Source organism: Sodalis sp. RH22, assembly GCF_047324165.1.
Taxonomy (GTDB): Bacteria; Pseudomonadota; Gammaproteobacteria; order Enterobacterales; family Enterobacteriaceae; genus Acerihabitans.
Map to the genome: position 1 here is coordinate 3,708,383 of NZ_CP178731.1, position 24,553 is coordinate 3,732,935.

Here is a 24,553-nt window from a genome sequence, read left to right on the forward strand (position 1 = left end):
GTCGCTATCCAGTCTTCTTCCGCCGGACACCACGCGAAGGGAGTTGAGTTTCTCTAATGCCGGATGGCACCAAAGGCGGCGAATCATACAGAATGCCGCCGGGCTTTGCAAACACATCCGTGCATTGAAGGCGACACAGTGTACACTATCAGCGCAATTTTTCCACCCTGGATGAGTCGATGCCTGTTGTTCACGTTGCGCTACCGGTGCCATTGGCACGCACGTTCGATTATCTTTTGCCCGGCCATCTGCGCCCCGCGGTGGGTGGGCGCGTCCGCGTTCCCTTTGGACAACGCCACGCCATCGGCATCGTCACCGGCATCAGCGAAGAAAGCGAACTGCCGCTGGATAAACTCAAAAGCATCACCGACGTGCTTGATGAACATTCCCTATTCCCGCAAAGTCTGTGGCGGATTCTGAACTGGGCCATCGGTTATTATCATTACCCGGTCGGGGAAGTGCTGTTCCACGCGTTGCCGGTATTGATTCGCCAGGGCAAAGCGGCGGAAACGGCGCCGTTATGGCAATGGTTCGCCACCGAGCAGGGACGCGCTACGGCGCTTGACACCCTGAAACGGGCGCCGAAACAGCAGCAGGCGCTGGCCGCCCTGTTGCAAGGCCCTGTCTACCGGCATCAGGTTGGGGAACTCATGCTGGCCGACAGCGCGCTGCAGGCCCTGCGCGCCAAGGGGTTGAGTGATTTACGTTCCAGCCCCGCCGCCGTCGGCGACTGGCGCGAGAGTTATCGGGTCGAGGGGGAACGACTGCGGCTTAATACCGAACAGGCCACCGCCGTCGGCGCCATCCGCAGCGAAGACGATCGGTTCGCCGCCTGGCTGCTGGCCGGGGTTACCGGCTCGGGCAAGACAGAAGTCTATTTGACGGTGCTGGAAAATATCCTGGCCAAAGGCAAGCAGGCACTGATCCTGGTGCCGGAAATAGGCCTGACCCCGCAGACGATTGCCCGCTTTCGTGAACGCTTTCACGCGCCGGTGGAGGTGCTGCATTCCGGTTTAAACGACAGTGAACGCATGGCGGTTTGGCTGAACGCGCGCAGCGGCGAAACGGCGATTGTCATCGGCACCCGATCGGCGCTGTTTACGCCCTTTGCCCGCCTGGGCATTATCGTTATCGACGAAGAGCATGACAGCTCTTATAAACAACACGAGGGCTGGCGTTATCATGCCCGCGACCTGGCGGTATTCCGCGCGCGCGAAGAAAACATTCCCATTGTGCTGGGGTCGGCGACGCCCGCGCTGGAAACGCTGTATAACGTCCAACTGAAAAAATACCGCAACCTGACGCTTGGCAAACGCGCGGGCAACGCCAGGCCCGCCACGCAGCAGTTGCAGGATCTGAAGGGACTGGCGCTGACCAACGGCATGTCGCAGCCGCTGTTGAAAAAAATGCGTACCCATCTTGATGCCGGCAACCAGGTGATGCTGTTCCTAAACCGGCGCGGCTTCGCCCCGGCGCTGTTATGCCACGAATGCGGCTGGATCGCCGAATGCCAGCGCTGCGATCATTATTATACCCTTCACCAGCAGCAGCGCCTGATGCGTTGCCATCATTGCGACAGCCAGCGACCGATCCCCAATCAATGCCCGCAGTGCGGTTCAACCCAGTTGGTGCCGGTCGGCCTCGGTACCGAGCAGCTTGAAGAAACGCTGACGGCATTATTCCCCACCACCCCCATTACCCGTGTCGATCGCGACACCACGTCGCGCAAAGGCGCGTTGGAACACCATTTGGCCGAAGTGCATAAAGGCGGCGCCCGTATTTTAATCGGCACCCAGATGCTGGCGAAAGGGCACCATTTCCCGGACGTCACGCTGGTGTCGCTGCTGGATGTGGACGGCGCGCTGTTTTCGGCCGATTTCCGCTCGGCGGAGCGGTTCGCGCAGCTCTATACCCAGGTTTCGGGACGCGCGGGGCGCGCCGGTAAACCGGGCGAAGTGTTCTTGCAAACGCATCATCCCGATCATCCGTTATTGCAGGTATTACTGCATGAAGGGTATATGGCTTTTGCGCTACAGGCGCTGGCCGAACGCCAGACGGTGCTGTTGCCGCCCTTTACCAGCCATATTCTGTTTCGGGCGGAAGACCACGATAACCAACAGGCCAGGCAGTTCCTGGAGCGCCTGCGCCAGTTGCTGGATGCCAGCCCGTTACGCGATGAGTCCCTGTGGCTGATGGGACCTATCCCGGCGCTACAGCCCAAACGCGGCGGACGTTTTCGCTGGCAACTGCTGCTGCAGCACCCTTCGCGCGCGCAATTGCAACGACTGGTCGCCGCCAGCCTGCCGCTGGTGGGCACCATGACCCAGGCGCGCAAGGTAAAGTGGTCGCTGGATGTGGATCCGGTGGATATTTAATCCTGACGGGGTTATCAGTATTTTGCGCATCACATTCGGATAATATTCAAAGTTTGTACCGGAACGATCTTTTTAGTCACTCAAGTAACGCACTATCTGATAGAAAAGACGGGCCAGGGGACACTGGGATCGTCCCGTGCCGCCACGCGCGGCCGGCATCTTTCCGGGCGCTGGTGTTGAGGGTCGCACCGGAACACCGTATGGAACATGCGCGATAAAACGTGCCTATTGCGCTGACATCAGGAGAAAGATGTGGAATCTAAAAAGTTTGCCGGCCTGGCGACCATGAAGGATGTGGCGGAAAAAGCCGGCGTGTCGACAGCCACGGTTTCCAGGGCGCTCATGAATCCGGAGAAAGTCTCCGTCACCACGCGTAGAAAAGTCCAGCTCGCCGTAAGCGATGTCGGCTATTCCCCGCAGCCTCTCGGCCGCCAGGTAAAACGAAATGAAACCTGCAACCTGCTGGCCCTGGTGCCGGATATCTGCGATCCCTTTTTCTCTGAAATCCTGCGCGGCATTGAGGAAACCGCCGATGAAAACGGCTATCTGGTCCTGATTGCCGACTACGCCCACCAGCGCCCACATAAAAAAAGCTTCAGTGATTTGATCATTGCCAGGCAGATAGATGGTATGTTGCTGCTCGGGTCCGAGCCGCCATTTGCCATTGATATCGCAGAGCAGCAAAACCTGCCGCCGATGGTGATGGTCAATGAGTTTGTTCCGGAGCTTGCATTGCCCACGGTGCATATCGATAATCTTACCGCGGCCTATGAGGCGGTGGATTATCTGTTCAGCCTTGGCCACCAGCGTATCGCCTGCATTAGCGGCCCGGAGCATCTGACGCTTTGTCATTATCGGGTACAGGGGTATATTCAGGCGCTGCGACGTCATGGCATCCCGCCCGAAGATCATATTGTCATCCAGGGCGACGTGAGTTACGAGGCAGGCGCGGCGGGACTTAATGCATTAATTTCGCGAACGTATCCGCCTACTGCTATCTTTTGTCACAGTGATATCATAGCGTTTGGCGTTTTATCCCAGGCGAAGAAAATTGGGCTGGACGTGCCGGGGGATTTGTCCCTGGTCGGCTTCGACGATATAACGCTTGCGAAATTCTGCGACCCACCGTTGACTACCGTGGCCCAGCCGAGCTACCAGCTTGGCCGAGAGGCGTTATTGTTACTCTTGCAGCAGCTCAGGCAACAGGCGGTAGCGAATACCTCCCTGCTATTGGATAGCAAACTGATCGTCCGGGGCAGTACCGCCATGCCCCGCATAAAACGAAATGCGCTTTAGGACTACAGGCGCTGGTCAAATATTATTGCCTTCAGTAACATGACGGGCTGGTTACTTTCTCAAACTTAGCGAAACGACAGTGGCACAAAGAGACTATGTAGGCCGTGGAAGGACAAACACGCGGCGCAAAAAAACCAACAGTCGAAAAAAACGCACCTCTTCCGGCATCTCAAAGACCATGATCGCATTGGCCGTTGCCGTATTGATTACGTTTATTGGCGGTCTCTACTTTATTGCCCACAATAAGACGGAGGAGGCAGTCATTCTGCCGAGCCACGGCAACCATACCAGCAACGGCCTGCCGCCTAAACCGGAAGAGCGTTGGCGTTATATTAAAGAGCTGGAAAATCGCCAGATAGGGGTGCAAACGCCTACCGAGCCCACCGCGGGCGGCGAGGTGCAAACACCCGCCCAGTTGACCGACGAGCAGCGCCAGTTGCTTGAGCAGATGCAAGCGGACATGCGCCAGCAGCCGACCCACCTCAACGAAGTGCCTTATAACGACCAGGTGAAATCGTCGGCGGCAAATCACGCCCGTAACCAGCAGAACCAGCAATCATTCCAGACGACGCCTGCGCCGCGTCCAACGCCTGCCGCCACGCCGGTACAACCGCGCCAGGTTTTCTCCGCGCCGGTTGAGCAACAGCCGCCGCGCCAGGCGCCGGCCGTACAGCAGGTGCAACAGCCGCCGCGCCAGGCGCCGGCCGTACAGCAGGTGCAACAGCCGCCGCGCCAGGCGCCGGCCGTACAGCAGGTGCAACAGCCGCCGCGCCAGGCGCCGGCCGCACAGCAGGTGCAACAGCCGCCGCGCCAGGCGCCGGCCGCACAGCAGGTGCAACAGCCGCCGCGCCAGGCGCCGGCCGCACAGCAGGTGCAACAGCCTCATCAGGCGCCGGTGACCGCCATACAACCGGCGCCCCAGACGAAAACGGAAGCCCGCGCCGAACCCAAGGCCGAAGCGAAGGCGGAAAAAGAACCGGCGGAAAAAGCCCAACGCTGGCTGATCCAGTGTGGTTCGTTTAAAGCGATGGATCAGGCCGAGTCTATCCGCGCCCAGCTCGCCTTCGGCGGCATTGAAAGCCGGATCACCAGCAATGGCGGCTGGAACCGCGTCATGTTGGGCCCCTATTCCACCCGCGCCGGCGCCGATAAGTCGCTGCAAAATTTACGCGCGTCCGGGGTGTCAAATTGCATTCCCATTGCCAGTGGGGGTTGAAAACCCTTAATCCCACCCCATCTATAAATTCAATATGTCTCATACTCATTATGAGACGCTTGAATCTATAGTTACCGGAGGGTTGCACGTGACAACAATCGTAAGCGTACGCCGCAATGGCCGTGTGGCCATCGGCGGCGACGGCCAGGCTACCCTGGGTAATACCGTGATGAAAGGGAATGTGCGCAAAGTCCGTACGCTTTACCATGATCAAGTGATAGCGGGTTTTGCCGGCGGCACCGCGGATGCCTTTACCTTATTCGAACTGTTCGAGCGTAAGCTGGAACTGCATCAAGGCCATCTGACCAAGGCGGCCGTGGAGTTGGCTAAGGACTGGCGTACGGATCGCATGTTACGCAAGCTGGAGGCCATACTGGCGGTGGCGGATGAACAGACGTCGCTTATCATTACCGGCAATGGCGATGTTATCCAGCCGGAAGACGATCTGATCGCCATTGGTTCCGGCGGGCCGTATGCCCAGGCCGCCGCGCGCGCCTTGCTTGATAACACCGAGCTTGGCGCGCGGGATATCGTGGAGAAAGCATTGACGATCGCGGGAGACATCTGCATTTACACCAATCAATTCCACACGATTAAAGAAATCACCTCCAAAGTGAAGGAGCCTGAAAATGTCTGAGATGACTCCACGCGAAATCGTCAGCGAACTCGACGACTATATTATCGGACAGCATAATGCAAAACGCGCGGTTGCCATCGCGCTGCGCAATCGCTGGCGCCGCATGCAGCTGGACGAAGCATTGCGTCATGAAGTGACGCCAAAAAATATCCTGATGATCGGCCCGACCGGCGTCGGTAAAACAGAAATCGCCCGCCGTCTGGCAAAACTGGCCAACGCGCCGTTTATCAAGGTGGAAGCCACTAAATTTACCGAAGTCGGTTACGTCGGCAAAGAAGTGGATTCAATCATCCGCGATCTCACCGACGCGGCGGTAAAAATGGTGCGCCTGCAATCCATGGATAAAAACCGCCAGCGCGCTGAAGAGTTAGCGGAAGAACGCGTGCTGGATGTGCTGATCCCGCCGCCGAAAAATAATTGGGGCCAGCCGGAGGAGACCGCCGAACCGTCGGCGGCGCGTCAGAATTTCCGTAAAAAGCTGCGCGAAGGCCAGCTGGACGATAAAGAGATCGAGATAAACCTGGCCGCCGCGCCGATGGGCGTCGAGATTATGGCGCCGCCGGGAATGGAGGAGATGACCAATCAGCTGCAATCGATGTTCAAAAACCTGGCCGGGCAAAAACAAAAACCACGCAAGATTAAAATCAAGGAAGCGCTGAAGCTGCTGGTCGAGGAAGAGGCGGCAAAGCTGGTCAATCCGGAAGAGCTGAAAGAGCTGGCTATCGAAGCCGTCGAACAGCACGGCATCGTATTTATCGATGAAATTGATAAAATCTGCAAACGCGGCGAAACGTCCGGCCCGGATGTCTCCCGCGAGGGCGTGCAACGGGATTTACTGCCGTTGGTGGAAGGCTGTACCGTCTCGACGAAACACGGCATGGTAAAAACCGACCATATCCTGTTTATCGCCTCCGGCGCGTTCCAGGTGTCCAGCCCGTCCGATTTGATTCCGGAGCTGCAAGGCCGGCTGCCGATCCGAGTCGCGCTTGAAGCCCTGACGACCAACGATTTCGAGCGTATCCTGACCGAACCCAGCGCTTCCCTGACGATTCAGTACAAAGCGCTGATGGCCACCGAAGGCGTCAGCATCGAATTTACCGCCGACGGCATCCGACGCATCGCCGAGGCCGCCTGGCAGGTCAACGAACGCACCGAGAATATCGGCGCCCGTCGCCTGCATACCGTGCTTGAGCGCCTGATGGAAGATATTTCCTATGACGCCAGCGAATGGGATGGTAAAACAATTTCAATTGATGCAGATTATGTTCGTAGCCATCTGGATGAGCTAATATCTGACGAAGATTTGAGCCGATTTATCCTGTAAGCGCCAAGGGGTAAACGACATCCGCAATGGGAGGCTCCGGCCTCCCGTTTTTTTTTGCCAAAACCGGGTATTACACATAAGATTCGTTAATTATGAGCGAAACCGTCACCATCAGCCCGACCAAAGCCTGGATGGTCAGCCTGCGCCTGCGCACGCTGCCGCTGGCGCTGGCCTCTATCGTCACCGGCTCGGCGATTGCCGGCTGGCAAGGCCATTTTAAACCCGGCGTCGCGCTGCTGGCGCTGCTTACCGCCGCGCTGCTGCAAATCCTGTCCAATCTGGCCAACGATTATGGCGATTCAGTGAAAGGCAGCGACGATCACGGCCGCATCGGGCCGCTGCGCGGTATGCAGATGGGCGTTATCTCCCGCGGGCAGATGAAACTGGCGTTGATTATCGCCATCGCCCTGTCGCTGATTTCCGGCGCAACGCTTATTGCCGTGGCCTGCGAAAAACCCGCCGATATCCTGGGTTTCCTGGCCCTCGGCGTACTGTCGATTATCGCCGCCATTACTTATACCATGGGTACGCGCCCCTACGGTTATATGGGCTTGGGCGATCTGTCGGTGCTGATTTTTTTCGGCTGGCTCAGCGTCGGCGGCAGCTATTATCTGCAAACCGGCGCCTTCCATACCATCGTGATGCTACCGGCTACCGCCTGTGGGCTATTGGCGGCCGCCGTGTTGAATATCAATAATCTGCGGGATATCGAAACCGATCGCCTGACCGGGAAGAACACGCTCGCGGTGCGTCTCGGGCCGCTGCGGGCGCGTTATTATCATGCGGGCCTGCTGGCGTGCGCGGTGTTGTGCCTGGCCGTTTTCACCCTGCTTGAGTTGCGCAACCTGGTAGGCTGGCTGTTCGCCCTGGCCGTGCCGGCGCTGTATATGCAGGCGCGTTATGTCCTGCACGAGCCAGACCCGTCAGGCATCCGTCCCATGCTGGAAAAAACCGTAAAATGCGCGCTGCTGATCAATATCCTGTTTGCCGTGGGGCTGCTGTTTAGCTAAACGTTTTCTGACGCGCATCAAGTTAACAATTGATGATTTTGGCAACTGGCGCGAGAACGCGATATACTTTCCGCTCCAGCGGCAAACCGACGTAAATCCTATGAAATACGATACTTCAGAACTATGCGACATTTATCATGAAGACGTGAATGTTGTCGAACCTCTCTTCAGCAATTTCGGCGGGAGGACATCGTTTGGCGGGCAAATCGTTACCGTGAAATGTTTCGAGGATAATGGTTTGCTTTATGACGTGCTTGAAGAAAACGGCCTTGGCCGCGTGTTGGTCGTTGATGGCGGCGGGTCGGTCAGGCGCGCGCTGATTAATGCCGAGCTGGGCACGCTTGCGGTGCAAAACGAGTGGGAAGGTATCGTGGTTTACGGCGCGGTGCGCCAGGTGGACGATCTTGAAGAGCTTGACCTGGGCATCCAGGCCATGGCCGCCACGCCTGCCGGCGCCGCGAGCGAAGGCATAGGCGAGAGCGATATCCGGGTCAATTTTGGCGGGGTAACCTTCTTTTCCGGCGATCATCTTTACGCCGACAATACCGGTATTATCCTGTCGGAAGACGCGCTAGATCTTGAGTAATTGGCGGCAACGCGCAAAAGGGCGATCTGGCATCGCCCTTGTTGTTGCCCGCAAGCCGGCGTTACACTTCCTCCATCTTACTGAGCAATGCGCGTAAACGCTCTTGCCACACGCCCTGCTCCTGCTTCAACTGCTCATTTTCGTTAACCAGCGACTCGCGGTTGCTGGACGCTTGCTGAATTTCCTGAGCCAGACTGTTATTCTTCTCTTTCAATTCTTCAATTTCCATTTGCAACAGCGTGATGGTATCTATCGCCTGCTGTACCTTCGCTTCTAATTTTTCAAATACTTCAAAAGCCATTTCAGCCCCCTTAAGCCTACAAGGTGTAATCATGAATGGGAGCTACACGCCGGCGTGTAGCCCTTAAATCGTCTTGGCGTCAGCACCGCTACAGGCGCGTATCACATTGCCCCGGGTACAGCCTGGAGAGGGGATTTTATGTAGCGCCTCCCCCAGTGTCCAGCCGCAATCGTCTAAACGGCCGAATGAGTCGGTTATTGTACGCTATGAACCCAACGTGCAGCGGAAAGTTTTGCCGGCGATGAGATGCTCGTTTTAGCAATTAACACATTTTGTTAAAAAAGGTGATAGCCAGCACACAGAAATTTTGCCCATAACAGCCTAAATTAAGCGAATACGCTCATTTTTATGACGTACTGCACACAATTTGATTTCGATATTTCTCGTTTCTGCTCGTTAACGATAAATTTACAACATACCTACATGCCTTACTAGGTAAGATTTGATTCGGTAAGCAGACATGTCCACCACTGCTACCCCACTTTTCGCCAGCAGGAAAAGATTATGAGCCAACAAAAAACTCCAACACTGAAAGGCCAATGTATCGCTGAATTTCTGGGCACCGCCTTGCTGATTTTCTTCGGCGCCGGCTGCGTTGCCGCACTGAAGCTGGCCGGCGCCAGCTTCGGCCAATGGGAAATCAGTATTATCTGGGGCTTTGGCGTCGCCATGGCGGTTTATCTTACCGCCGCCGTTTCCGGCGCGCATCTCAGCCCCGCGGTGTCCATCGCGCTATGGCTGTTCGCCAATTTCGAGCGCCGCAAGGTGGTGCCCTACATCGTTGCGCAAATGCTCGGCGCCTTCTGCGGCGCAGCGGTGGTCTACGGTCTTTACTACAACCTGTTCATCGACTTCGAGCAGGCAAACCATATGGTCCGCGGCAGCGTGGAAAGCCTCCAGCTGGCCGGGGTATTCTCAACCTATCCTAACCCGCATATTTCCGTGATCCAGGCGTTTTTAGTGGAAACGGTGATTACCGCCATTCTGTTATGCCTGATCCTGGCCCTGACCGACGACGGCAATGGCATTCCCCGCGGCCCGCTGGCGCCGCTGCTGATCGGTATCCTTATCGCGGTCATCGGCGCATCCATGGGGCCGTTGACCGGGTTCGCCCTTAACCCCGCCCGTGATTTCGGTCCCAAGGTATTCGCCTACCTGATGGGCTGGGGCAAGGTAGCCTTTACCGGCGGCCGTGAAATTCCCTACTTCCTGGTGCCGCTGATTGCACCGATCATCGGCGGCTGCCTTGGCGCCTTTATCTATCGCTCGCTGATCAGCCCTTACCTTCCTTCTAATATTATCGAGGATGGTTTGGAAGAGACCCGCTCGGCAAACACAGCAAAATCCGAACGCAAAGCGTAATGCTTACTGTGCCAATGTTAACTTTTGCAGGAATCTATTATGTCATCAGATAAAAAATATATTGTGGCTCTCGATCAGGGAACGACCAGCTCACGCGCCATTGTCATGGATCATGACGCCAATATCGTCAGCGTTTCGCAGCGCGAATTCACCCAGATTTATCCCAAACCAGGCTGGGTAGAGCACGACCCGATGGAAATTTGGGCATCGCAAAGCTCGACACTGGTGGAAGTGCTGGCTAAAGCCGACATCCGCTCCGACCAGATCGCGGGCATCGGCATTACCAACCAGCGTGAAACGGCGGTGGTCTGGGATAAGGAATCCGGCAAGCCTGTTTACAACGCCATCGTCTGGCAGTGCCGCCGTACTTCGGATATGTGTGAGAAGCTTAAACGCGACGGCCATGAGGAGTACGTACGCAAAACCACCGGGCTGGTTATCGATCCCTATTTCTCGGGCACCAAGGTGAAATGGATCCTGGATAATGTCGAGGGCGCCCGGGAACGCGCCAAACGCGGCGAACTGCTGTTCGGCACCATAGATACGTGGCTTATCTGGCGCATGACCCAGGGTCGCGTGCACGTTACCGACTATACCAACGCCTCCCGTACCATGCTGTATGACATCCATAACCTGCAATGGGACGACAAGCTGCTGGAAATCCTGGATATTCCCCGCTCCATGCTGCCCGAGGTCCGTCCCTCGTCCGAAGTGTACGGCCAGACCAATATCGGCGGTAAAGGCGGGACCCGTATTCCCATCGCCGGTATTGCCGGCGATCAGCAAGCCGCGCTGTTCGGACAACTGTGCGTCCAGCCGGGTATGGCCAAGAATACCTACGGCACCGGCTGCTTCCTGCTGATGAATACCGGCACCAAGGCGGTGCAATCGAAACACGGCCTGCTGACCACCATCGCCTGCGGACCGCGTGGGGAAGTCAATTACGCCCTGGAGGGCGCGGTGTTTGTTGCCGGCGCCGCCATCCAGTGGCTGCGCGACGAAATGAAACTGATAAGCGACGCCACCGATTCGGAGTATTTCGCCAGCAAGGTGAAGGATACCAACGGGGTGTACGTGGTGCCGGCGTTCACCGGCCTGGGCGCGCCGTATTGGGATCCCTATGCGCGCGGCGCGATATTCGGTTTGACCCGCGGCGTTAATGCGAATCATATTATTCGCGCCACGTTGGAATCCATCGCCTTCCAGACCCGCGATCTTCTTGACGCCATGCAGGCCGATTCCGGCGCCCGCCTGCAGTCCCTGCGGGTTGACGGCGGCGCCGTGGCCAATAATTTCCTGATGCAGTTCCAGTCCGATATCCTCGGCACCCGCGTCGAGCGTCCCGAAGTACGGGAAGTGACCGCACTGGGCGCGGCGTATCTGGCCGGCCTGGCGGTAGGCTTCTGGAGCGATTTGGAGGAGGTCAGGAGCAAGGCGATTATCGAGCGAGAATTCCGCCCAAGCATTGAAACGGTGGAACGCAACGTTCGCTATAGCGGCTGGCAAAAAGCGGTTGAGCGCGCCCGCTCATGGGAAGAACGCTCGGACGAATAATACCCAGGCCGGCACGTTTTTTTACCCTGGCCGCATTGCGCCGCGGTCCCCGCGCCCGGAATGCGCGCCAGGTGTGATAAACTTTGCGATAAACTTCTCTTAAGTGGATACGCAAGGTTTAAGCATGAAACGTGAATTAGCCATCGAATTCTCCCGGGTGACCGAAGCCGCCGCGCTGGCGGGCTATAGCTGGCTGGGCCGCGGCGATAAGAACGCGGCCGACAATGCGGCGGTTCAGGCCATGCGCATTATGCTCAACCAGGTGCAGATCGACGGCCGGATTGTGATTGGCGAAGGCGAAATTGACGAAGCGCCGATGCTTTTCATCGGCGAAGCCGTCGGCACCGGCCAGGGAGACGCGGTGGATATCGCGGTGGACCCTATCGAAGGCACCCGTATGACGGCCATGGGCCAGGCAAATGCGCTGGCGGTATTGGCGGTGGGTGAAAAAGGCGCTTTTCTGCATGCGCCTGATATGTATATGGAAAAGCTGGTGGTCGGCCCGGATGCCAAAGGCGCCATTAACCTTAGCCTGCCCCTGGACGAAAACCTGCGTAATATTGCCCATACGCTGAATAAGCCGCTTTCGCAGCTGACCGTGGCCATTCTGGCCAAACCCCGTCATGACGACTGTATTGCCGCTTTGCAGCGGCTTGGCGTGCGCGTATTTACCATTCCCGACGGCGATGTGGCCGCCTCCCTGCTTACCTGCATGCCGGATAGCGAAGTGGACGTGATGTACGGTATCGGCGGCGCGCCTGAAGGGGTTATCTCGGCGGCGGCCATCCGCGCGATGGATGGCGATATGCAGGGCCGGCTGTTGCCCCGCCATCAGGTCAAAGGCGACACCGCGGCCAACCGCCTGATAGGCGACGATGAGCTGGCGCGCTGCGCCGCCATGGGCATCAGCGCCAATACCGTGCTGACGCTTAACGATATGGCGCGCAATGACAACGTGGTCTTTTCCGCCACCGGCATTACCAAAGGGGATCTGTTAAACGGCATCACCCGCAAAGGCAACCTGGCCACCACTGAAACCTTGTTGATCCGCGGCAACAGCCGCACCATCAGGCGTATCGCCTCAACCCATTACCTTGATCGCAAGGATGCCGCCCTGCACCCCTTTATTCTTTAACCCGCGGATTTCGCGCCATGGCATCAATTGCAAAACGTATTGTTAACAATTACAGTCGTCCCGCTGGATGCCAAGGCTGAATTAGCCGATAATGACGCGTTCGCGGCGTAACAAAAAAGGTAGCGCAGGCAACCATGCCGGCGCTTACCGGATCCGCTATCATCACCAGCCGCTGTGACAGAGTGGAGAATCGTTAGCCGGTCCGGGTACCGGCCGGAAAGACCAAGGGGAAAGTGAGTTATGGCAGAATGGGTGACCGGGAAAATCATACATGTGGAACACTGGACGGAGAGCCTGTTTAGCTTAACCGTTAACGCTCCCGTCGATCCTTTTACCGCCGGACAGTTTGCCAAACTCGGCCTGGAGATCAACGGCGAGCGTGTCCAGCGCGCGTATTCCTACGTCAACGCGCCGCACAGCGATAACCTGGAATTCTACCTGGTGACGGTGCCGGAGGGTAAGCTTAGCCCGCCGCTCCACGCCTTGCAGCCTGGGGATTCGTTAATGATCACCAAAGAGGCCGCCGGCTTTTTTGTCCTTGATGAAATCCCGGAATGTGAAACGCTATGGATGCTGGCGACCGGCACGGCGCTGGGGCCTTTTCTGTCCATCCTGCAGCAGGGGGAGGGACTGGAGCGCTTTAAGGATATCGTGCTGGTACACGCCGCGCGTTTTGCCCGTGACCTCAGCTACCTGCCCCTGATGCTGGAACTGCAGCAGCGTTTTAACGGCAAGCTGCATGTGCAGGCGGTGGTCAGCCGCGAGGAGGTTCCCGGCTCGCTGACCGGCCGCGTTCCCGCCCTGATAGCCGACGGGTCCCTGGAAGCCGCGGTTGGGCTGCCGTTAAATGCCCAAACCGGCCATGTGATGTTATGCGGTAATCCGCAAATGGTCAGGGACACCCAGCAGATATTAAAAGATACCCGCGAAATGCGTAAACATCTGCGGCGCAAGCCGGGCCATATTACCAGCGAGCACTACTGGTAAGCGCCATGCGAATTTACTGGTTAAGATCACTGGGAATCTACGCACTGTGAACAGCAAAATCCGCTTCGTTATCCCGGCCCTGTTGCTGGCATTGCTGTTCCCGGCGGCGATGGGCGCGGCGGCGGAAAACCCCGCCGACACGCCCGCCCCCGCGCCTTATTTGCTGGCCGGCGCCCCCACCTTTGATCTGACGGTGGTGACATTCCGCGAGCAGTTTAATGCGCACAATCCCGCGCTGCAGATAGGCGAGTTCCGGGCTATCGACAGCCGTGGCGACGGCATGAATCTCACGCGCGCCGCCAGTAAAATCAACGGCACCCTGTACGCGTCCACCGCCCTGGAAAAGGGCAGCGGCAAGATCAAGACCTTGCAACTGACCTATCTGGCGGTGGAAGGCGGCAGCGAAAAAGCGGCGCGCGCCGTGGCCGTGAGTTATATGGCCGCGCTGCTGCGGGAGTTCGAGCCGGCATTGACGGCGGCGCAAAGTAACGCCCGGGTGGCCGACCTGCTGGCCAAAGGGAAAGGCTCGCGCTTTTTCCAGCAGTCCTGGGGAGCCTTGCGTTATGTGGTGGCCGATAATGGTGATAAAGGTCTCACTTTTGCCATAGAGCCGGTTAAGCTCGCCTTATCCGAACCCTGAGCGGCCGCGGTTTCATGACAAAAAACAAAGCCACCGCGGCGCTTTCTCTCTATACTGGGGACAGGTAATGCTGTCCCCGGGACAGTCAATTTTTTTATTTCGCGTTCCCTATTGGAGATTTTAAAATGCGATATCCGTTAGTGATGGGTAACTGGAAGCTGAACGGCAGCAAGCGTTTGGTTAACGATCTGATCGCCGCGCTGCGCACGGAATTAAACGGCGTGACCGGCTGTGGCGTGGCTATTGCGCCGCCGGTCGTCTATCTGGAGCAGGCTAAGCGCCAGCTTGCCGGCAGCCAACTGGCGCTGGGCGCCCAAAACGTCGATACCAATCTCTCCGGCGCGTTTACCGGTGAAGTGTCCGCCGAGATGCTAAAGGATATTGGCGCCAAATATATCATCATCGGCCACTCCGAACGCCGCACCTATCATAAAGAAAGCGACGAACTTATCGCCGAGAAATTCGCAGTTCTGAAAGAAGCGGGCCTGATCCCGGTATTGTGTATCGGCGAAAGCGAAGCCGAAAACGAAGCCGGTGAGACCGAAGCGGTCTGTGCCCGCCAGTTGGACGCGGTATTAAACGCCATGGGCGCCAAGGCCTTTGACAACGCGGTTATCGCCTACGAACCTATCTGGGCCATCGGTACCGGCAAATCGGCCACCCCGGCGCAGGCGCAGGCGGTTCATAAATTTATCCGCGGCCATATCGCCAAACACGACGCCGCGGTGGCTGAACAGGTTATTATTCAGTACGGCGGCTCGGTGAATGCCGGCAACGCGGCGGAACTGTTTACCCAGCCGGATATCGACGGCGCGCTGGTAGGCGGCGCCTCGCTGAAAGCCGACGCCTTTGCGGTGATCGTCAAAGCGGCGGCGCAGGCCAAACAGGCCTGAGATAACGCCACGGGCGGGTTCACGGCGCGTTAACCGTCCCGCCCCCTCGTTATCGTCGCCCTGAACCGTAAACCGGGTCTCATCCCCCGTGTTTGCGGTTTTTTTTTGCCATGATTAAACCCACGGCACAACTCAGCGACGGCCGACCGACGCCCGCTCCACCAGCTCGGGGGTCAGCACCAGCACCTGGGGTTCGGTATCGGGATGTTCTAACCGGTAAAGCAGGGTGTCGATCGCCAATTGGCCAAGCGAGTCTTTCGGCTGGTTGATCGTGGTCAGCGGCGGGGTAAGGTATTTTGCCAGCTCGATATCATCATAACCGATGACCGCCATATCTCCCGGCACCGACAGCCCGGCCTGGTACAGCGCCTGGTAGACGCCCACCGCAACCGCATCATTGCCGGTAAATACCGCATGGGGCGGCTCGCTGAGGGACAGCAGTTGTTGCATCGCGCTTACGCCGCCGCCAAATTCGAAATCGCTGAAAACCTCATAACCGGCCGGCACCGCCAGCCCGGCGCGCGCCATGGCGAGGCGATACCCCTGCAGGCGATGGCGGGCGGTGGTTTTATCCTGCGGGCCGGATATACAGGCGATTTTGCTGTAGCCGCGCGCAATCAGATAGTCGGTAGCCAGGCACCCGCCCAATAACGAGTTATCCTGGATAATATCCAGCGCGTCCTCAAACGGCGTCCAATCCATCATGACAATCGGCAGCGAGGGGTAGCGGCGCAGCGCCAGACGGGAAGGCCGGTTATTTTCGGTACACATGATAAGCAGCCCGTCGACGCGTTTTTGCAGCAGCGTCTCCATACTACGGCTCATGCGATCGGCATCCTCTTCGGTATTACACAGGATCAGGCTGTAGCCCCGCTCGTAGCAACTGCGTTCGACGCCGTGCACCACCTCCGCGTAAAACGGGTTATTACTGGAGGTAATCAGCATGCCGATAGTGCGCGTCTGGTTGATCTTTAAACTGCGGGCCAGGGCCGACGGCGCGTAGTTGAGCTGTTCCACCACCGCCATCACTTTAGCGCGCACCCGATCGCTGACAAACCGGTTGTTATTGATCACGTGCGATACGGTGGACGTGGAAACGCCCGCCAGACGGGCAACATCCTTCATGGTGGCCAAATAAGCTCCTAACCCTGCAGAAAAGCGTCGATTTCATCACGCCAGGGAATTGACGGCTGCGCCCCCGGACGGGTTACCGCCAACGCGGCGGCGGCATGGGCGAACCTGACGGCGTTATCCAGGTCCTGGTCTTCCAGCAGCGCGGTCATCAGCGCGCCGTTAAACGTATCGCCCGCCGCGATGGTATCCACCGCCTTGACCTTGAATCCGGGAACCCGCTTGCCATTGCCACGTTCGCTCAGCCACACACCGCGGCGGCCAAGGGTAATGATAACCGTAGCGATGCCCTTATCATGCAAAATCCGCGCGGCGCGGGCGGCGCTGGCGTCATCGGTGACGGCGACGCCGGTCAGTTGCTCCGCCTCGGTTTCATTGGGCGTAATAATGTCTACCAAGGCCAGCAATTCGTCCGGCAGCTGACGCGCCGGGGCCGGGTTTAATATCACCTGGGTCTGGTGATCGCGCGCCAGGCGGGCGGCGGCGATCACGGTATCAAGGGGGGATTCCAACTGCATCAGTAATGCCGCGGCATGAATGACCAACTGCTCATAGCGGGCCAGGTAGGCCGGCGTTACCGCGGCGTTAGCGCCGGGATGGATGCCGATGACATTTTCACCCTCCGCGTTGACAAAAATCAGCGCGACGCCGGTGCTGGCGCCAGGGCTGGGTTCCACGGGCAGAATATCAATGTTGTCCGCCTGCAGCTGCCGGCGAATCTGCGCGCCGATGGCATCCTCGCCCACGCAGGCGATAAAGGCGATATCGGCGCCGCTGCGGCCGGCGGCCACCGCCTGATTAGCGCCTTTGCCGCCGAACGCCACCTGATAGCTGCCGCCAATTACCGTTTCACCGGGACGGGGAAATTGTTGTAGATTAAGTATATGATCCGCGTTAATGCTGCCGAGAACCACCAGCTTTTTTATTGCCATAGCCTGTATCCTGGTTAGAAGCGTTATCGCCGGCGCGCGGCGATAACACAAGGCGCTGCTGTCGAGGTTTTACGGGCTTATTTGGTGACCAGCTTCAGGGCAACCGGGATCACCGCATCCACTTTTTCGCCTTTCAGAACCTTGTCTGCAGTTTCCACGCCGATTATACCGATCTGGTCGGGCTGCTGCGCCACGGTGGCGGCAAGTTTACCGCTTTGCACCGCTTTGATGCCGTCGGCGGTGCCGTCAAAACCCACCACCAGCACATCGGTTTTATTCACGGTTTGCAGGGCGCGCATGGCGCCCAGGGCCATTTCGTCGTTCTGCGCGAATACCGCCTGCACCGCCGGATGCGCGGTCAGCAGGTTCTGCATCACGTTAAGCCCTTTGGTGCGATCGAAATCGGCGGGCTGGCTGGCCAGCATAGTAAATTTATACTGATCGGCCGATTGTTTAAACCCTTCGCCGCGCTCACGCGCAACAGACGTGCCGGCGATACCTTCCAGCTGGATAACCTTGGCGTTCTGGCCCAGTTTTTCACCGATAAAATCACCGGCCATTTTGCCGCCGACCCGGTTGTCGGAGGCGATATGGCTGACGACGGCCCCTTTGCTGGCCTTACGATCGAGGGTGATCACCGGGATCTTGGCCTGGTTGGCAATAATGACCGCGTTGCCCACCGCGTCGGAATCGCTTGGGTTGATAAGCAAAAGCTTAACGCCGCGCACCGTCAGATCCTGCACATTGGCCAGTTCCTTGGCCGGGTTGTTTTGCGAATCGAGCACCACCAGCTGATAACCCAATTTATCCGCTTCCTGCTGGGCGCCGTCTTTCATGGAAACGAAGAACGGATTATTCAGCGTGGACACCACCAGCGCGATGCTGTCTTTCGCCAGGGCATTGGCGCTGAGAGTGGCGCTTAACGCCACGGCGGACATCAAAAAAGCTAATTTTTTCATTTTCATCTTTATCATTCCTGCGGGAGAGGTTATTTACTGCTTTTGTTATCTACCAGCACCGCCAACAAAATCACCACGGCTTTAACAATCATCTGGTAGTAGGAGGAAACGCTCAATAAATTCAGTCCGTTATTAAGGAAGCCCAGGATCAGCGCGCCGACCAGCGTCCCCATGATGCGCCCTTTCCCGCCGGACAGGCTGGTACCGCCCAGCACCACCGCGGCGATGGCGTCCAGCTCATAGCCGGTACCCGCCGTGGGCTGCGCCGAGGACAGGCGCGCCACTTCGATAACGCCCGCCAACGCCGCGAGCAACCCGCACAGCGCGTAGACGATGACCTTGACCCGATCGACGCTGATGCCGGACAGCCGGGTGGCGGCTTCATTACCGCCCAGCGCATAGATATAACGGCCCAGGCGGGTGTGATGCAGCATGTACCAGGCGGCAAGAAACACCACGGCCATGATCCATACCGGCGTGGGCACGCCAAGGGGACGACCGATGCCAAACCAGCCAAACGCGTCGGCCGTATCGCTGAAACCAGTGTTTACCGGACTGCCGTTGGTATACACCATGGTGATACCGCGCAGCAGCAGCATCATGACCAGGGTGGCGATAAAGGCCTGTACCCTGCCCTTCGCCACAATCAGGCCGGTGATGGCGCCGATGGCCGCGCCCAGCGCCAGGGAGGCGCCCACCGCCACCAGGACATTCATTTCCAGCCCCACCACCGAGGCGGCTACCGCGCCGGTCAGCGCCAGCAGCGACCCGACGGACAAGTCAATGCCTGCGGTGAGGATCACCAGCGTCATACCCACCGCCATGATGGCGTTGACCGAGGTCTGCTGGAGAATATTGAACAGATTGTTGAGGCTGAAAAAATTGGCGCTCATTGAAGAAACCACGGCGATCAGCACCAGCAGCGCAATCAACGATTTTTGCTCCAGCAGCCAGGCTTTGCTGATGCCGCGTTTAACGGGGATAGTCCGGGAATTCATTACTGATTCTCCTGCTGGGTACGATAAAGCTTGCCGACGGCCGCGGCCATCAGCACTTCCTGGGTGGCCTGTTCGATGGGGAATATGCCGCTTAAGCGGCCTTCATGCATCACCATGACGCGATCGCTCATGCCAAGGACCTCCGGCATCTCGGAGGACACCAGGATGATGGAGAGCCCTTCCTGTTTAAACTGGTTGATCAACTGGTAAATCTCTTTCTTGGCGCCCACGTCGACGCCCCGGGTCGGCTCATCCAGGATCAGCACCTTAGGGCGTGTCATCAGGCCGCGCGCAATGGCGACTTTTTGCTGGTTGCCACCGGACAGCAGGCCGATAGGCTGCTCCATCGACGGCGTTTTGATATTAAATAAACGGATAAAATCCCCGACAGCCACCCGCTCGTCGGCGTGTTTCAGCCAACCGGCCTGATGGCTAAAGTAGCGCAGGGCGGTTAAAGTCATGTTTTCCTTTACCGACATGCCCAGCACCAGTCCGTCGCGCTTGCGATCCTCGGAAATATAGACAATGCCGTTGGCAAGCCCGTCCTGGGGCGACCTGGCGACCACGGCACGTCCGTCGAGCGTCACGCTGCCGCCGGTGCGCCTGGCGGCGCCATAGAGGGTTTTCATCAGTTCGGTACGGCCGGCGCCCATCAGCCCGGCGCAGCCCAGGATTTCCCCCTGGCGTAGGGAGAAACTGACGTCATGCACCCCGGGGCCCGACAGGTGGCTGACCAGCAGGCGCTCCTCGCCCGGACGCTGTGTGACGCGCGGATACTGTTCCTCCAGGCGGCGGCCCACCATCATTTCAATCAGCCTGTCTTCCTGCAGCTCGTTTACCGGCCGTTCGGCAATAAACTGCCCGTCGCGCATCACCGTGACATCGTCGCAGATCTCGAAAATTTCCTTTAGCCGATGGGAGATATAGACAATGCCGCACCCCTGCTGCTTCAGTTCGTTTATCACACTGAACAGCGATGCCGTTTCCGTATCGGTTAACGCATCGGTGGGCTCGTCCATGATGATCACCTGCGACTTAAAGCTGATTACCTTGGCGATTTCCACCATCTGCTGATCGCCAATCGATAATTCCCCCACCAACCGGTGGCTGCTATAGCCCAGGTTCAGGCGGCCCAGGAGTCGGTCCGCTTCGCGATACATCCGCTTCCAGTCGATGCCGCCGATACGGTTAAGGAATTCGCGCCCCAGGAAGATATTTTCGGCGATCGTCAGTTCAGGGATCAGGTTAAGTTCCTGATGGATGATACCGATACCGGCCTCCTGCGACGCCTTGGGGCCGCTGAAGGCAACTTCCTTTCCCATAAATATGAGCGTACCGGCATCCTTGCTGTAAATCCCGGTCAACACCTTCATCATGGTGGATTTACCGGCGCCGTTCTCCCCCACCAGCGCCATCACGCGGCCGGGATACACGGTCAGCGCCGCGCCGGAAAGCGCTTTGACGCCCGGAAACGACTTGTCTATCCCGCTCAGTTGCAGTAAGGGTTGCATAAATGCCTCAGAAGGTGACGCCGGAGCAGAGGATAACGTTGGCGAAGGGCGAGCACTCCCCGCTGCGAATAACGGCCCGGCTGTGGGCGGTCTGCGCTTTGAATGCCTGATGGCTGATATAGTCGATGACGATGGTATTGCCCTGCGCTTGCTCCAGCTGGGACAGCCCGGCCAGCAACGCCTGGTGCAGCGCGGGATTATGGGCGGCCATTTCGCTGGCGATTATCGCCCTTTCCACCTGCATCTCACTGGCCACGACGTCGAACACCTGTAAAAAGCCCGGCACGCCCTGGGTCAACGCCAGATCGATCCTGGCGGCTGTCGCGGGTATGGGCAACCCGGCATCGGCAATGACGATTTCATCGGTATGCCCCAAGCGGGAAATCAACGCGGAAACCTCGGCGTTGAGCAGTAATCCTTTTTTCATTGGCAGATCCTCCCAGCGAAACGTTTCGCTGGGCTGAAAATAATCACAAACGGGCCAAGCCACAAGCGGGAAACATCAAAAATGTGATCGCCATCGAAACGTTTCGCTGGACCAGGCGGCACGGCGGCGGCTGGCGTGACCACCGGCGCGTTGTTCATTATCGCCGGATAAAGAGCGGCCGCATCCTTGCCATGGCCTCAGGGCGCCATCTTTTGTTTGATCTCATAAATCACATCGTCCCATCTTTCTTCGCCACGCATGTTTAGACTGTGTTTATAGTCGTTGCCGCTGCGAAAAAAATCTTTTTTAATATCAATGATATCAATGGGGAAAAACATTTCACTTTCTGCATCCCACAACATATTCGCCCCATGGAGATCAGCGTGTATCATATTGACATTATTTAGTTTTTCCAGCATATCGACAAAGCGTTCAACTGCATCGTGCGGCAGGGAGCCCTCGGGAAGTGAATCTAACGTTATGCCGGGAATTTTGTACATTCTGTTATAAAAATTACCATCATTATCAGCAAATACCTTTGCCGATTCCGGGCCATAATATAAACGAAAGCTTTCAGCCTCCTTTTCCGCCAACATTTCAATATCTATATCGGCGTCGCCATCCGGATGTGGGCGCATCATCTTGATATACCAATTGGGATCCTGGCCATCCTGGAAAACGATACCGTAATCACCTTCACCAATCTGCGTACCGAGCAGGAGTTCAAGGTTAACGGATTCGTCATCGGGATCAAACACAGGCACTTTCCGCCCTTGCGCCGGCGCCACATTGACGGCGCTTTCATCAATTTTAAACCGTTTTGCCCAGGGAGGAATTTCACTAAACTGTTCAATATGCAAGGCAAACGAATATTCGTTAAACAGTCCCTCCTGGGGGAAATGGTATTGAGACAGCAGTGTTTTGGCCTGTTCAAGGTCGAACCCATCCAGGTCCTTGAGAATATCCACAGCATGCTTACGCGGCCTGAGTCCCCCCCGGCCGCTCATGCCAATCTTAAGGAGATCGTTAATCCTTTCCCTAAAATTTTCGACATGAAATTTATTTTTCTTGAAGCGAAGGTTGATTTTTCGATGATTATTCATCAGAAAAAACTTGTATGCGGTTTGCGGATATCTTTTCACTTTAAAATATTTATTTTTAATTTTCAGATATGAATTATTATTTATATCCCAGCGCAGGCCAAGCTTATCAGGCGTGGACAAATCGAACGCGTTGACGCTCTCCCCGACAATATCCTTGGCAATGGCGCGTCGCAGCGTTTTGGCGACATGGATTGACGTCGGCGCTTCAAACAACCAGCGGCGACCGTCAAACTCGACGGGATGGCCGCGCCGGCCAGGCATAGCCCGATTAAAAATTTCATATTTAAGGCCTCTTTTGGGCACTACCGCCGCGCGCACAGGCACTAATTCTCCCTTCAGCTCAACCACCCTCATTATGACATTATCACCCATAGCCATTGTGTCTTTTGACCTGACTTCAATAATTTTACCGGCACCATAGTGTTTGGGATTAAGGTTATCAACCTGAATATATTCATAGGCGCCGTCAAACCTCACCTTGAACGACTTAATTCTTTTCTCTTGTCTAAACGTGAAGGCAGGTTTGTTATTGTGTGTGCCAAGATGCCAAGAATGGCTGATTTTTTCATGATATACCGGAATCCGGGATTCCGTTCCGTCATGGTTCCGCAATTTCACTTCGTGCGTTCTTTTCCCCGCGCTATACTTAAGTTCATAATTCTCGCCATATAATTTAATAAATTTCTTACCGTTTTGTACTGTATAATCAACTCCCTGCCCTTCAGGCACATCTCCGTCGATATGGATCTTATCATTTATCGCGTCATAAAAAACTTTCCGGCCAGTTTTAGCGTTATTACCCTGCTGCCCAGTTGGAATAATGTATTCACCCGCTTCTGTTTGCCGAACACGCTGGATGGCGCCATCCAGGTCAACGGCAAGATGTTTGACAGTATTGATACCGGTCGGATATTTTTCGTGAACAAATACCCCGTCTGGATCAAAGGCATTTGCCTTTTGCAATTCCCGTGGTTTGTGATGTAACAGTGGATTTGAAAAAGCCCTGCGGTCGGTAATGCCAACCTCGGTATTGAACAGTAGATTGGCCATTTCCTCAGCCGAAAATTCGTTCCTGACGCAGTTGCTGTCACCATTGATGGAATGGCCTGATACAGACAAGGCTTTTGCCGAAGTATATTTTATAATCGGGTACGCGCCAATAGTGTAAATCCCGAAAATGATGTCATGACCAAGATTGACAACTTCAAACAGTATGGCCCCTATTTCAGAAAGTTCACCATTACCCCAGATCCACTCCTTAAGTTTTTCGGCGAAACCACGAACGGGATTCCTGATATATTCGCCGGTGACAAGCAGACTATCCCCCAATACTTTCCCTTGGTTGGTTTTGGTCCTGATATGGCAATTCTTTTCAATATAATCCCGGTAATCCTGTTCTTGCAGACCGGCTGAGATATCTAAAGATATTCGCTTCTGTCTAAAAGACTTATCCTTTTCTGGCGAAATATACATAAACGCAATCGCGTCTTGACCGATGCCATGCTCCGCATAGCCTTGTCCCGCGCTTAACATCTTAAACAGTAGCCGTTGTGGTGCCTTGCCCTTCATTTCATGGATGCTGTTTGCGGGTGGCGCCGCCGCCGGGCCTGCGGGCGCGGCCTGGCGAGAAAGCAACGGAGAAACGGCGCGCCCGGATGGCCGCACGGCTGCCGGCGCCAGGCTCACTGATATATTGGTGGCCAGCGTGAGCGCCTGAAGCATGAGATGCGCCCTGGCGCCCACGACCCCATCGCCTGGCGACGCGGCCATGCCGTTCAATTTTTGCTGGATTTTTTTATTACTGACATAATCGTGAGTCTGGCTGTGGTAGCGTCCGATATGTTCCCTGTGCTGAATAGCGGATGATGGCATAATGTGAATCCCTTCCCTCCCTCTATCATGATGTTATTCAAGTCGCAATGACCTTTGCCAAGGCAAAAAACCCTTAATCATGACAAGCCGGGTGTTCATTAATTGAGAATTTGGTGCTGTTATCCATATGTTGCATAAAAAATTAGCGGGAGATAATTAAAATATGGAATACAGTGGGTTAACGATAGATTAACGAAGCGGCCAGCCCTTGTGCCGGCGGCAGACCGCGCTGCGGGATATTTTAAACGGCTGTCATACAAATCATAAAAATGCCATACGGTGTCGCCGCACGGCATTTTTTTAA

General features: G+C 56.6%; 21 protein-coding genes. 13 read left to right on the forward strand and 8 right to left on the reverse strand.

The genetic code is table 11. The annotated features are described in order from the left end of the window. The first annotated feature begins 179 nt into the window (after window positions 1-179). From priA to rraA, 7 genes are all read left to right on the forward strand, one after another. Entirely contained in the window at window positions 180-2,375 is a 2,196-nt protein-coding gene (gene priA, locus ACL2XN_RS16825) for a primosomal protein N' (protein WP_410012700.1), read from the forward strand. A gap of 252 nt (window positions 2,376-2,627) precedes the next feature. Further along, on the forward strand, window positions 2,628-3,671 hold the full coding sequence (gene cytR / locus ACL2XN_RS16830; RefSeq protein WP_413729111.1) for a DNA-binding transcriptional regulator CytR: 1,044 nt from the start codon (window positions 2,628-2,630) through the stop codon (window positions 3,669-3,671). Window positions 3,672-3,750: 79 nt separating this feature from the next. After that, entirely contained in the window at window positions 3,751-4,887 is a 1,137-nt protein-coding gene (gene ftsN, locus ACL2XN_RS16835; protein ID WP_413729112.1) for a cell division protein FtsN, read from the forward strand. A gap of 88 nt (window positions 4,888-4,975) precedes the next feature. Next, window positions 4,976-5,524, forward strand: a complete 549-nt coding sequence (hslV, locus tag ACL2XN_RS16840) for an ATP-dependent protease subunit HslV (RefSeq protein WP_410012703.1) — start codon at window positions 4,976-4,978, stop codon at window positions 5,522-5,524. Then, window positions 5,517-6,848: an HslU--HslV peptidase ATPase subunit gene (hslU, locus tag ACL2XN_RS16845; protein WP_413727403.1), complete on the forward strand. Its 1,332-nt coding sequence runs from the start codon at window positions 5,517-5,519 to the stop codon at window positions 6,846-6,848. The genes hslV and hslU overlap by 8 nt, the downstream gene beginning before the upstream one ends. A 92-nt stretch (window positions 6,849-6,940) precedes the next feature. Further along, window positions 6,941-7,858 (forward strand): 1,4-dihydroxy-2-naphthoate polyprenyltransferase, encoded by a 918-nt coding sequence (locus tag ACL2XN_RS16850; RefSeq protein ID WP_410012705.1) that lies wholly within the window; start codon window positions 6,941-6,943, stop codon window positions 7,856-7,858. A gap of 100 nt (window positions 7,859-7,958) precedes the next feature. Continuing rightward, the gene (rraA, locus tag ACL2XN_RS16855; RefSeq protein WP_162367566.1) at window positions 7,959-8,444 is read left to right on the forward strand and encodes a ribonuclease E activity regulator RraA; all 486 of its coding nucleotides are present in this window, start codon (window positions 7,959-7,961) and stop codon (window positions 8,442-8,444) included. Window positions 8,445-8,505: 61 nt separating this feature from the next. Here the strand turns inward: rraA and zapB are convergent, their stop codons facing one another. Next, window positions 8,506-8,745, reverse strand: a complete 240-nt coding sequence (gene zapB, locus ACL2XN_RS16860) for a cell division protein ZapB (RefSeq protein WP_410012706.1) — start codon at window positions 8,743-8,745, stop codon at window positions 8,506-8,508. 504 nt (window positions 8,746-9,249) lie between these two features. Between zapB and ACL2XN_RS16865 the strand changes: the two genes are divergently transcribed. From ACL2XN_RS16865 to tpiA, 6 genes are all read left to right on the forward strand, one after another. Continuing rightward, window positions 9,250-10,107, forward strand: a complete 858-nt coding sequence (locus ACL2XN_RS16865; protein WP_410012707.1) for an MIP/aquaporin family protein — start codon at window positions 9,250-9,252, stop codon at window positions 10,105-10,107. 39 nt (window positions 10,108-10,146) lie between these two features. Next, window positions 10,147-11,661 (forward strand): glycerol kinase GlpK, encoded by a 1,515-nt coding sequence (gene glpK, locus ACL2XN_RS16870; protein ID WP_410012708.1) that lies wholly within the window; start codon window positions 10,147-10,149, stop codon window positions 11,659-11,661. Window positions 11,662-11,785: 124 nt separating this feature from the next. Further along, window positions 11,786-12,796: a class II fructose-bisphosphatase gene (glpX, locus tag ACL2XN_RS16875; RefSeq protein WP_410012709.1), complete on the forward strand. Its 1,011-nt coding sequence runs from the start codon at window positions 11,786-11,788 to the stop codon at window positions 12,794-12,796. A gap of 240 nt (window positions 12,797-13,036) precedes the next feature. Continuing rightward, window positions 13,037-13,783: a ferredoxin--NADP(+) reductase gene (gene fpr / locus ACL2XN_RS16880; RefSeq protein WP_413729113.1), complete on the forward strand. Its 747-nt coding sequence runs from the start codon at window positions 13,037-13,039 to the stop codon at window positions 13,781-13,783. A 109-nt stretch (window positions 13,784-13,892) separates the two neighbouring features. After that, entirely contained in the window at window positions 13,893-14,423 is a 531-nt protein-coding gene (locus tag ACL2XN_RS16885; protein ID WP_413730984.1) for a DUF1454 family protein, read from the forward strand. Window positions 14,424-14,548: 125 nt separating this feature from the next. After that, window positions 14,549-15,316 (forward strand): triose-phosphate isomerase, encoded by a 768-nt coding sequence (gene tpiA / locus ACL2XN_RS16890; RefSeq protein WP_410012712.1) that lies wholly within the window; start codon window positions 14,549-14,551, stop codon window positions 15,314-15,316. 132 nt (window positions 15,317-15,448) lie between these two features. On the opposite strand, the gene rbsR is transcribed toward tpiA, so the two are convergent. The 7 genes from rbsR to ACL2XN_RS16925 form a co-directional block, all read right to left on the reverse strand. Continuing rightward, window positions 15,449-16,450, reverse strand: coding sequence for a ribose operon transcriptional repressor RbsR (gene rbsR / locus ACL2XN_RS16895; protein WP_413721808.1), 1,002 nt, complete (start codon window positions 16,448-16,450; stop codon window positions 15,449-15,451). Window positions 16,451-16,458: 8 nt separating this feature from the next. After that, entirely contained in the window at window positions 16,459-17,379 is a 921-nt protein-coding gene (gene rbsK, locus ACL2XN_RS16900) for a ribokinase (RefSeq protein WP_413721807.1), read from the reverse strand. 77 nt (window positions 17,380-17,456) lie between these two features. Then, a complete protein-coding gene (rbsB, locus tag ACL2XN_RS16905) occupies window positions 17,457-18,344 on the reverse strand; it encodes a ribose ABC transporter substrate-binding protein RbsB (RefSeq protein ID WP_410012715.1) in 888 nt (295 codons plus the stop codon). A 23-nt stretch (window positions 18,345-18,367) separates the two neighbouring features. Continuing rightward, window positions 18,368-19,336 (reverse strand): ribose ABC transporter permease, encoded by a 969-nt coding sequence (gene rbsC, locus ACL2XN_RS16910; protein WP_413729115.1) that lies wholly within the window; start codon window positions 19,334-19,336, stop codon window positions 18,368-18,370. Further along, complete coding sequence (gene rbsA, locus ACL2XN_RS16915; RefSeq protein WP_413729116.1) at window positions 19,336-20,847, reverse strand: ribose ABC transporter ATP-binding protein RbsA; 1,512 nt, start codon at window positions 20,845-20,847, stop codon at window positions 19,336-19,338. Before rbsA ends, rbsC begins: the two co-directional genes overlap by 1 nt. Window positions 20,848-20,854: 7 nt before the next feature. Further along, the gene (rbsD, locus tag ACL2XN_RS16920; RefSeq protein ID WP_413721806.1) at window positions 20,855-21,274 is read right to left on the reverse strand and encodes a D-ribose pyranase; all 420 of its coding nucleotides are present in this window, start codon (window positions 21,272-21,274) and stop codon (window positions 20,855-20,857) included. A gap of 197 nt (window positions 21,275-21,471) precedes the next feature. Further along, window positions 21,472-24,249, reverse strand: coding sequence for a hypothetical protein (locus tag ACL2XN_RS16925; RefSeq protein ID WP_413729118.1), 2,778 nt, complete (start codon window positions 24,247-24,249; stop codon window positions 21,472-21,474). Between the last annotated feature and the right edge of the window lie 304 nt (window positions 24,250-24,553).

Bases quoted from the DNA above. Each gene is read 5' to 3' on its own strand.
- priA (WP_410012700.1), top strand. From the start codon at position 180: ATGCCTGTTGTTCACGTTGCGCTACCGGTGCCATTGGCACGCACGTTC.
- hslU (WP_413727403.1), top strand. From the start codon at position 5,517: ATGTCTGAGATGACTCCACGCGAAATCGTCAGCGAACTCGACGACTAT.
- ACL2XN_RS16850 (WP_410012705.1), top strand. From the start codon at position 6,941: ATGAGCGAAACCGTCACCATCAGCCCGACCAAAGCCTGGATGGTCAGC.
- rraA (WP_162367566.1), top strand. From the start codon at position 7,959: ATGAAATACGATACTTCAGAACTATGCGACATTTATCATGAAGACGTG.
- zapB (WP_410012706.1), bottom strand. From the start codon at position 8,745: ATGGCTTTTGAAGTATTTGAAAAATTAGAAGCGAAGGTACAGCAGGCG.
- ACL2XN_RS16865 (WP_410012707.1), top strand. From the start codon at position 9,250: ATGAGCCAACAAAAAACTCCAACACTGAAAGGCCAATGTATCGCTGAA.
- glpK (WP_410012708.1), top strand. From the start codon at position 10,147: ATGTCATCAGATAAAAAATATATTGTGGCTCTCGATCAGGGAACGACC.
- glpX (WP_410012709.1), top strand. From the start codon at position 11,786: ATGAAACGTGAATTAGCCATCGAATTCTCCCGGGTGACCGAAGCCGCC.
- fpr (WP_413729113.1), top strand. From the start codon at position 13,037: ATGGCAGAATGGGTGACCGGGAAAATCATACATGTGGAACACTGGACG.
- ACL2XN_RS16885 (WP_413730984.1), top strand. From the start codon at position 13,893: ATGGGCGCGGCGGCGGAAAACCCCGCCGACACGCCCGCCCCCGCGCCT.
- tpiA (WP_410012712.1), top strand. From the start codon at position 14,549: ATGCGATATCCGTTAGTGATGGGTAACTGGAAGCTGAACGGCAGCAAG.
- rbsK (WP_413721807.1), bottom strand. From the start codon at position 17,379: ATGGCAATAAAAAAGCTGGTGGTTCTCGGCAGCATTAACGCGGATCAT.
- rbsB (WP_410012715.1), bottom strand. From the start codon at position 18,344: ATGAAAATGAAAAAATTAGCTTTTTTGATGTCCGCCGTGGCGTTAAGC.
- rbsC (WP_413729115.1), bottom strand. From the start codon at position 19,336: ATGAATTCCCGGACTATCCCCGTTAAACGCGGCATCAGCAAAGCCTGG.
- rbsA (WP_413729116.1), bottom strand. From the start codon at position 20,847: ATGCAACCCTTACTGCAACTGAGCGGGATAGACAAGTCGTTTCCGGGC.
- rbsD (WP_413721806.1), bottom strand. From the start codon at position 21,274: ATGAAAAAAGGATTACTGCTCAACGCCGAGGTTTCCGCGTTGATTTCC.
- ACL2XN_RS16925 (WP_413729118.1), bottom strand. From the start codon at position 24,249: ATGCCATCATCCGCTATTCAGCACAGGGAACATATCGGACGCTACCAC.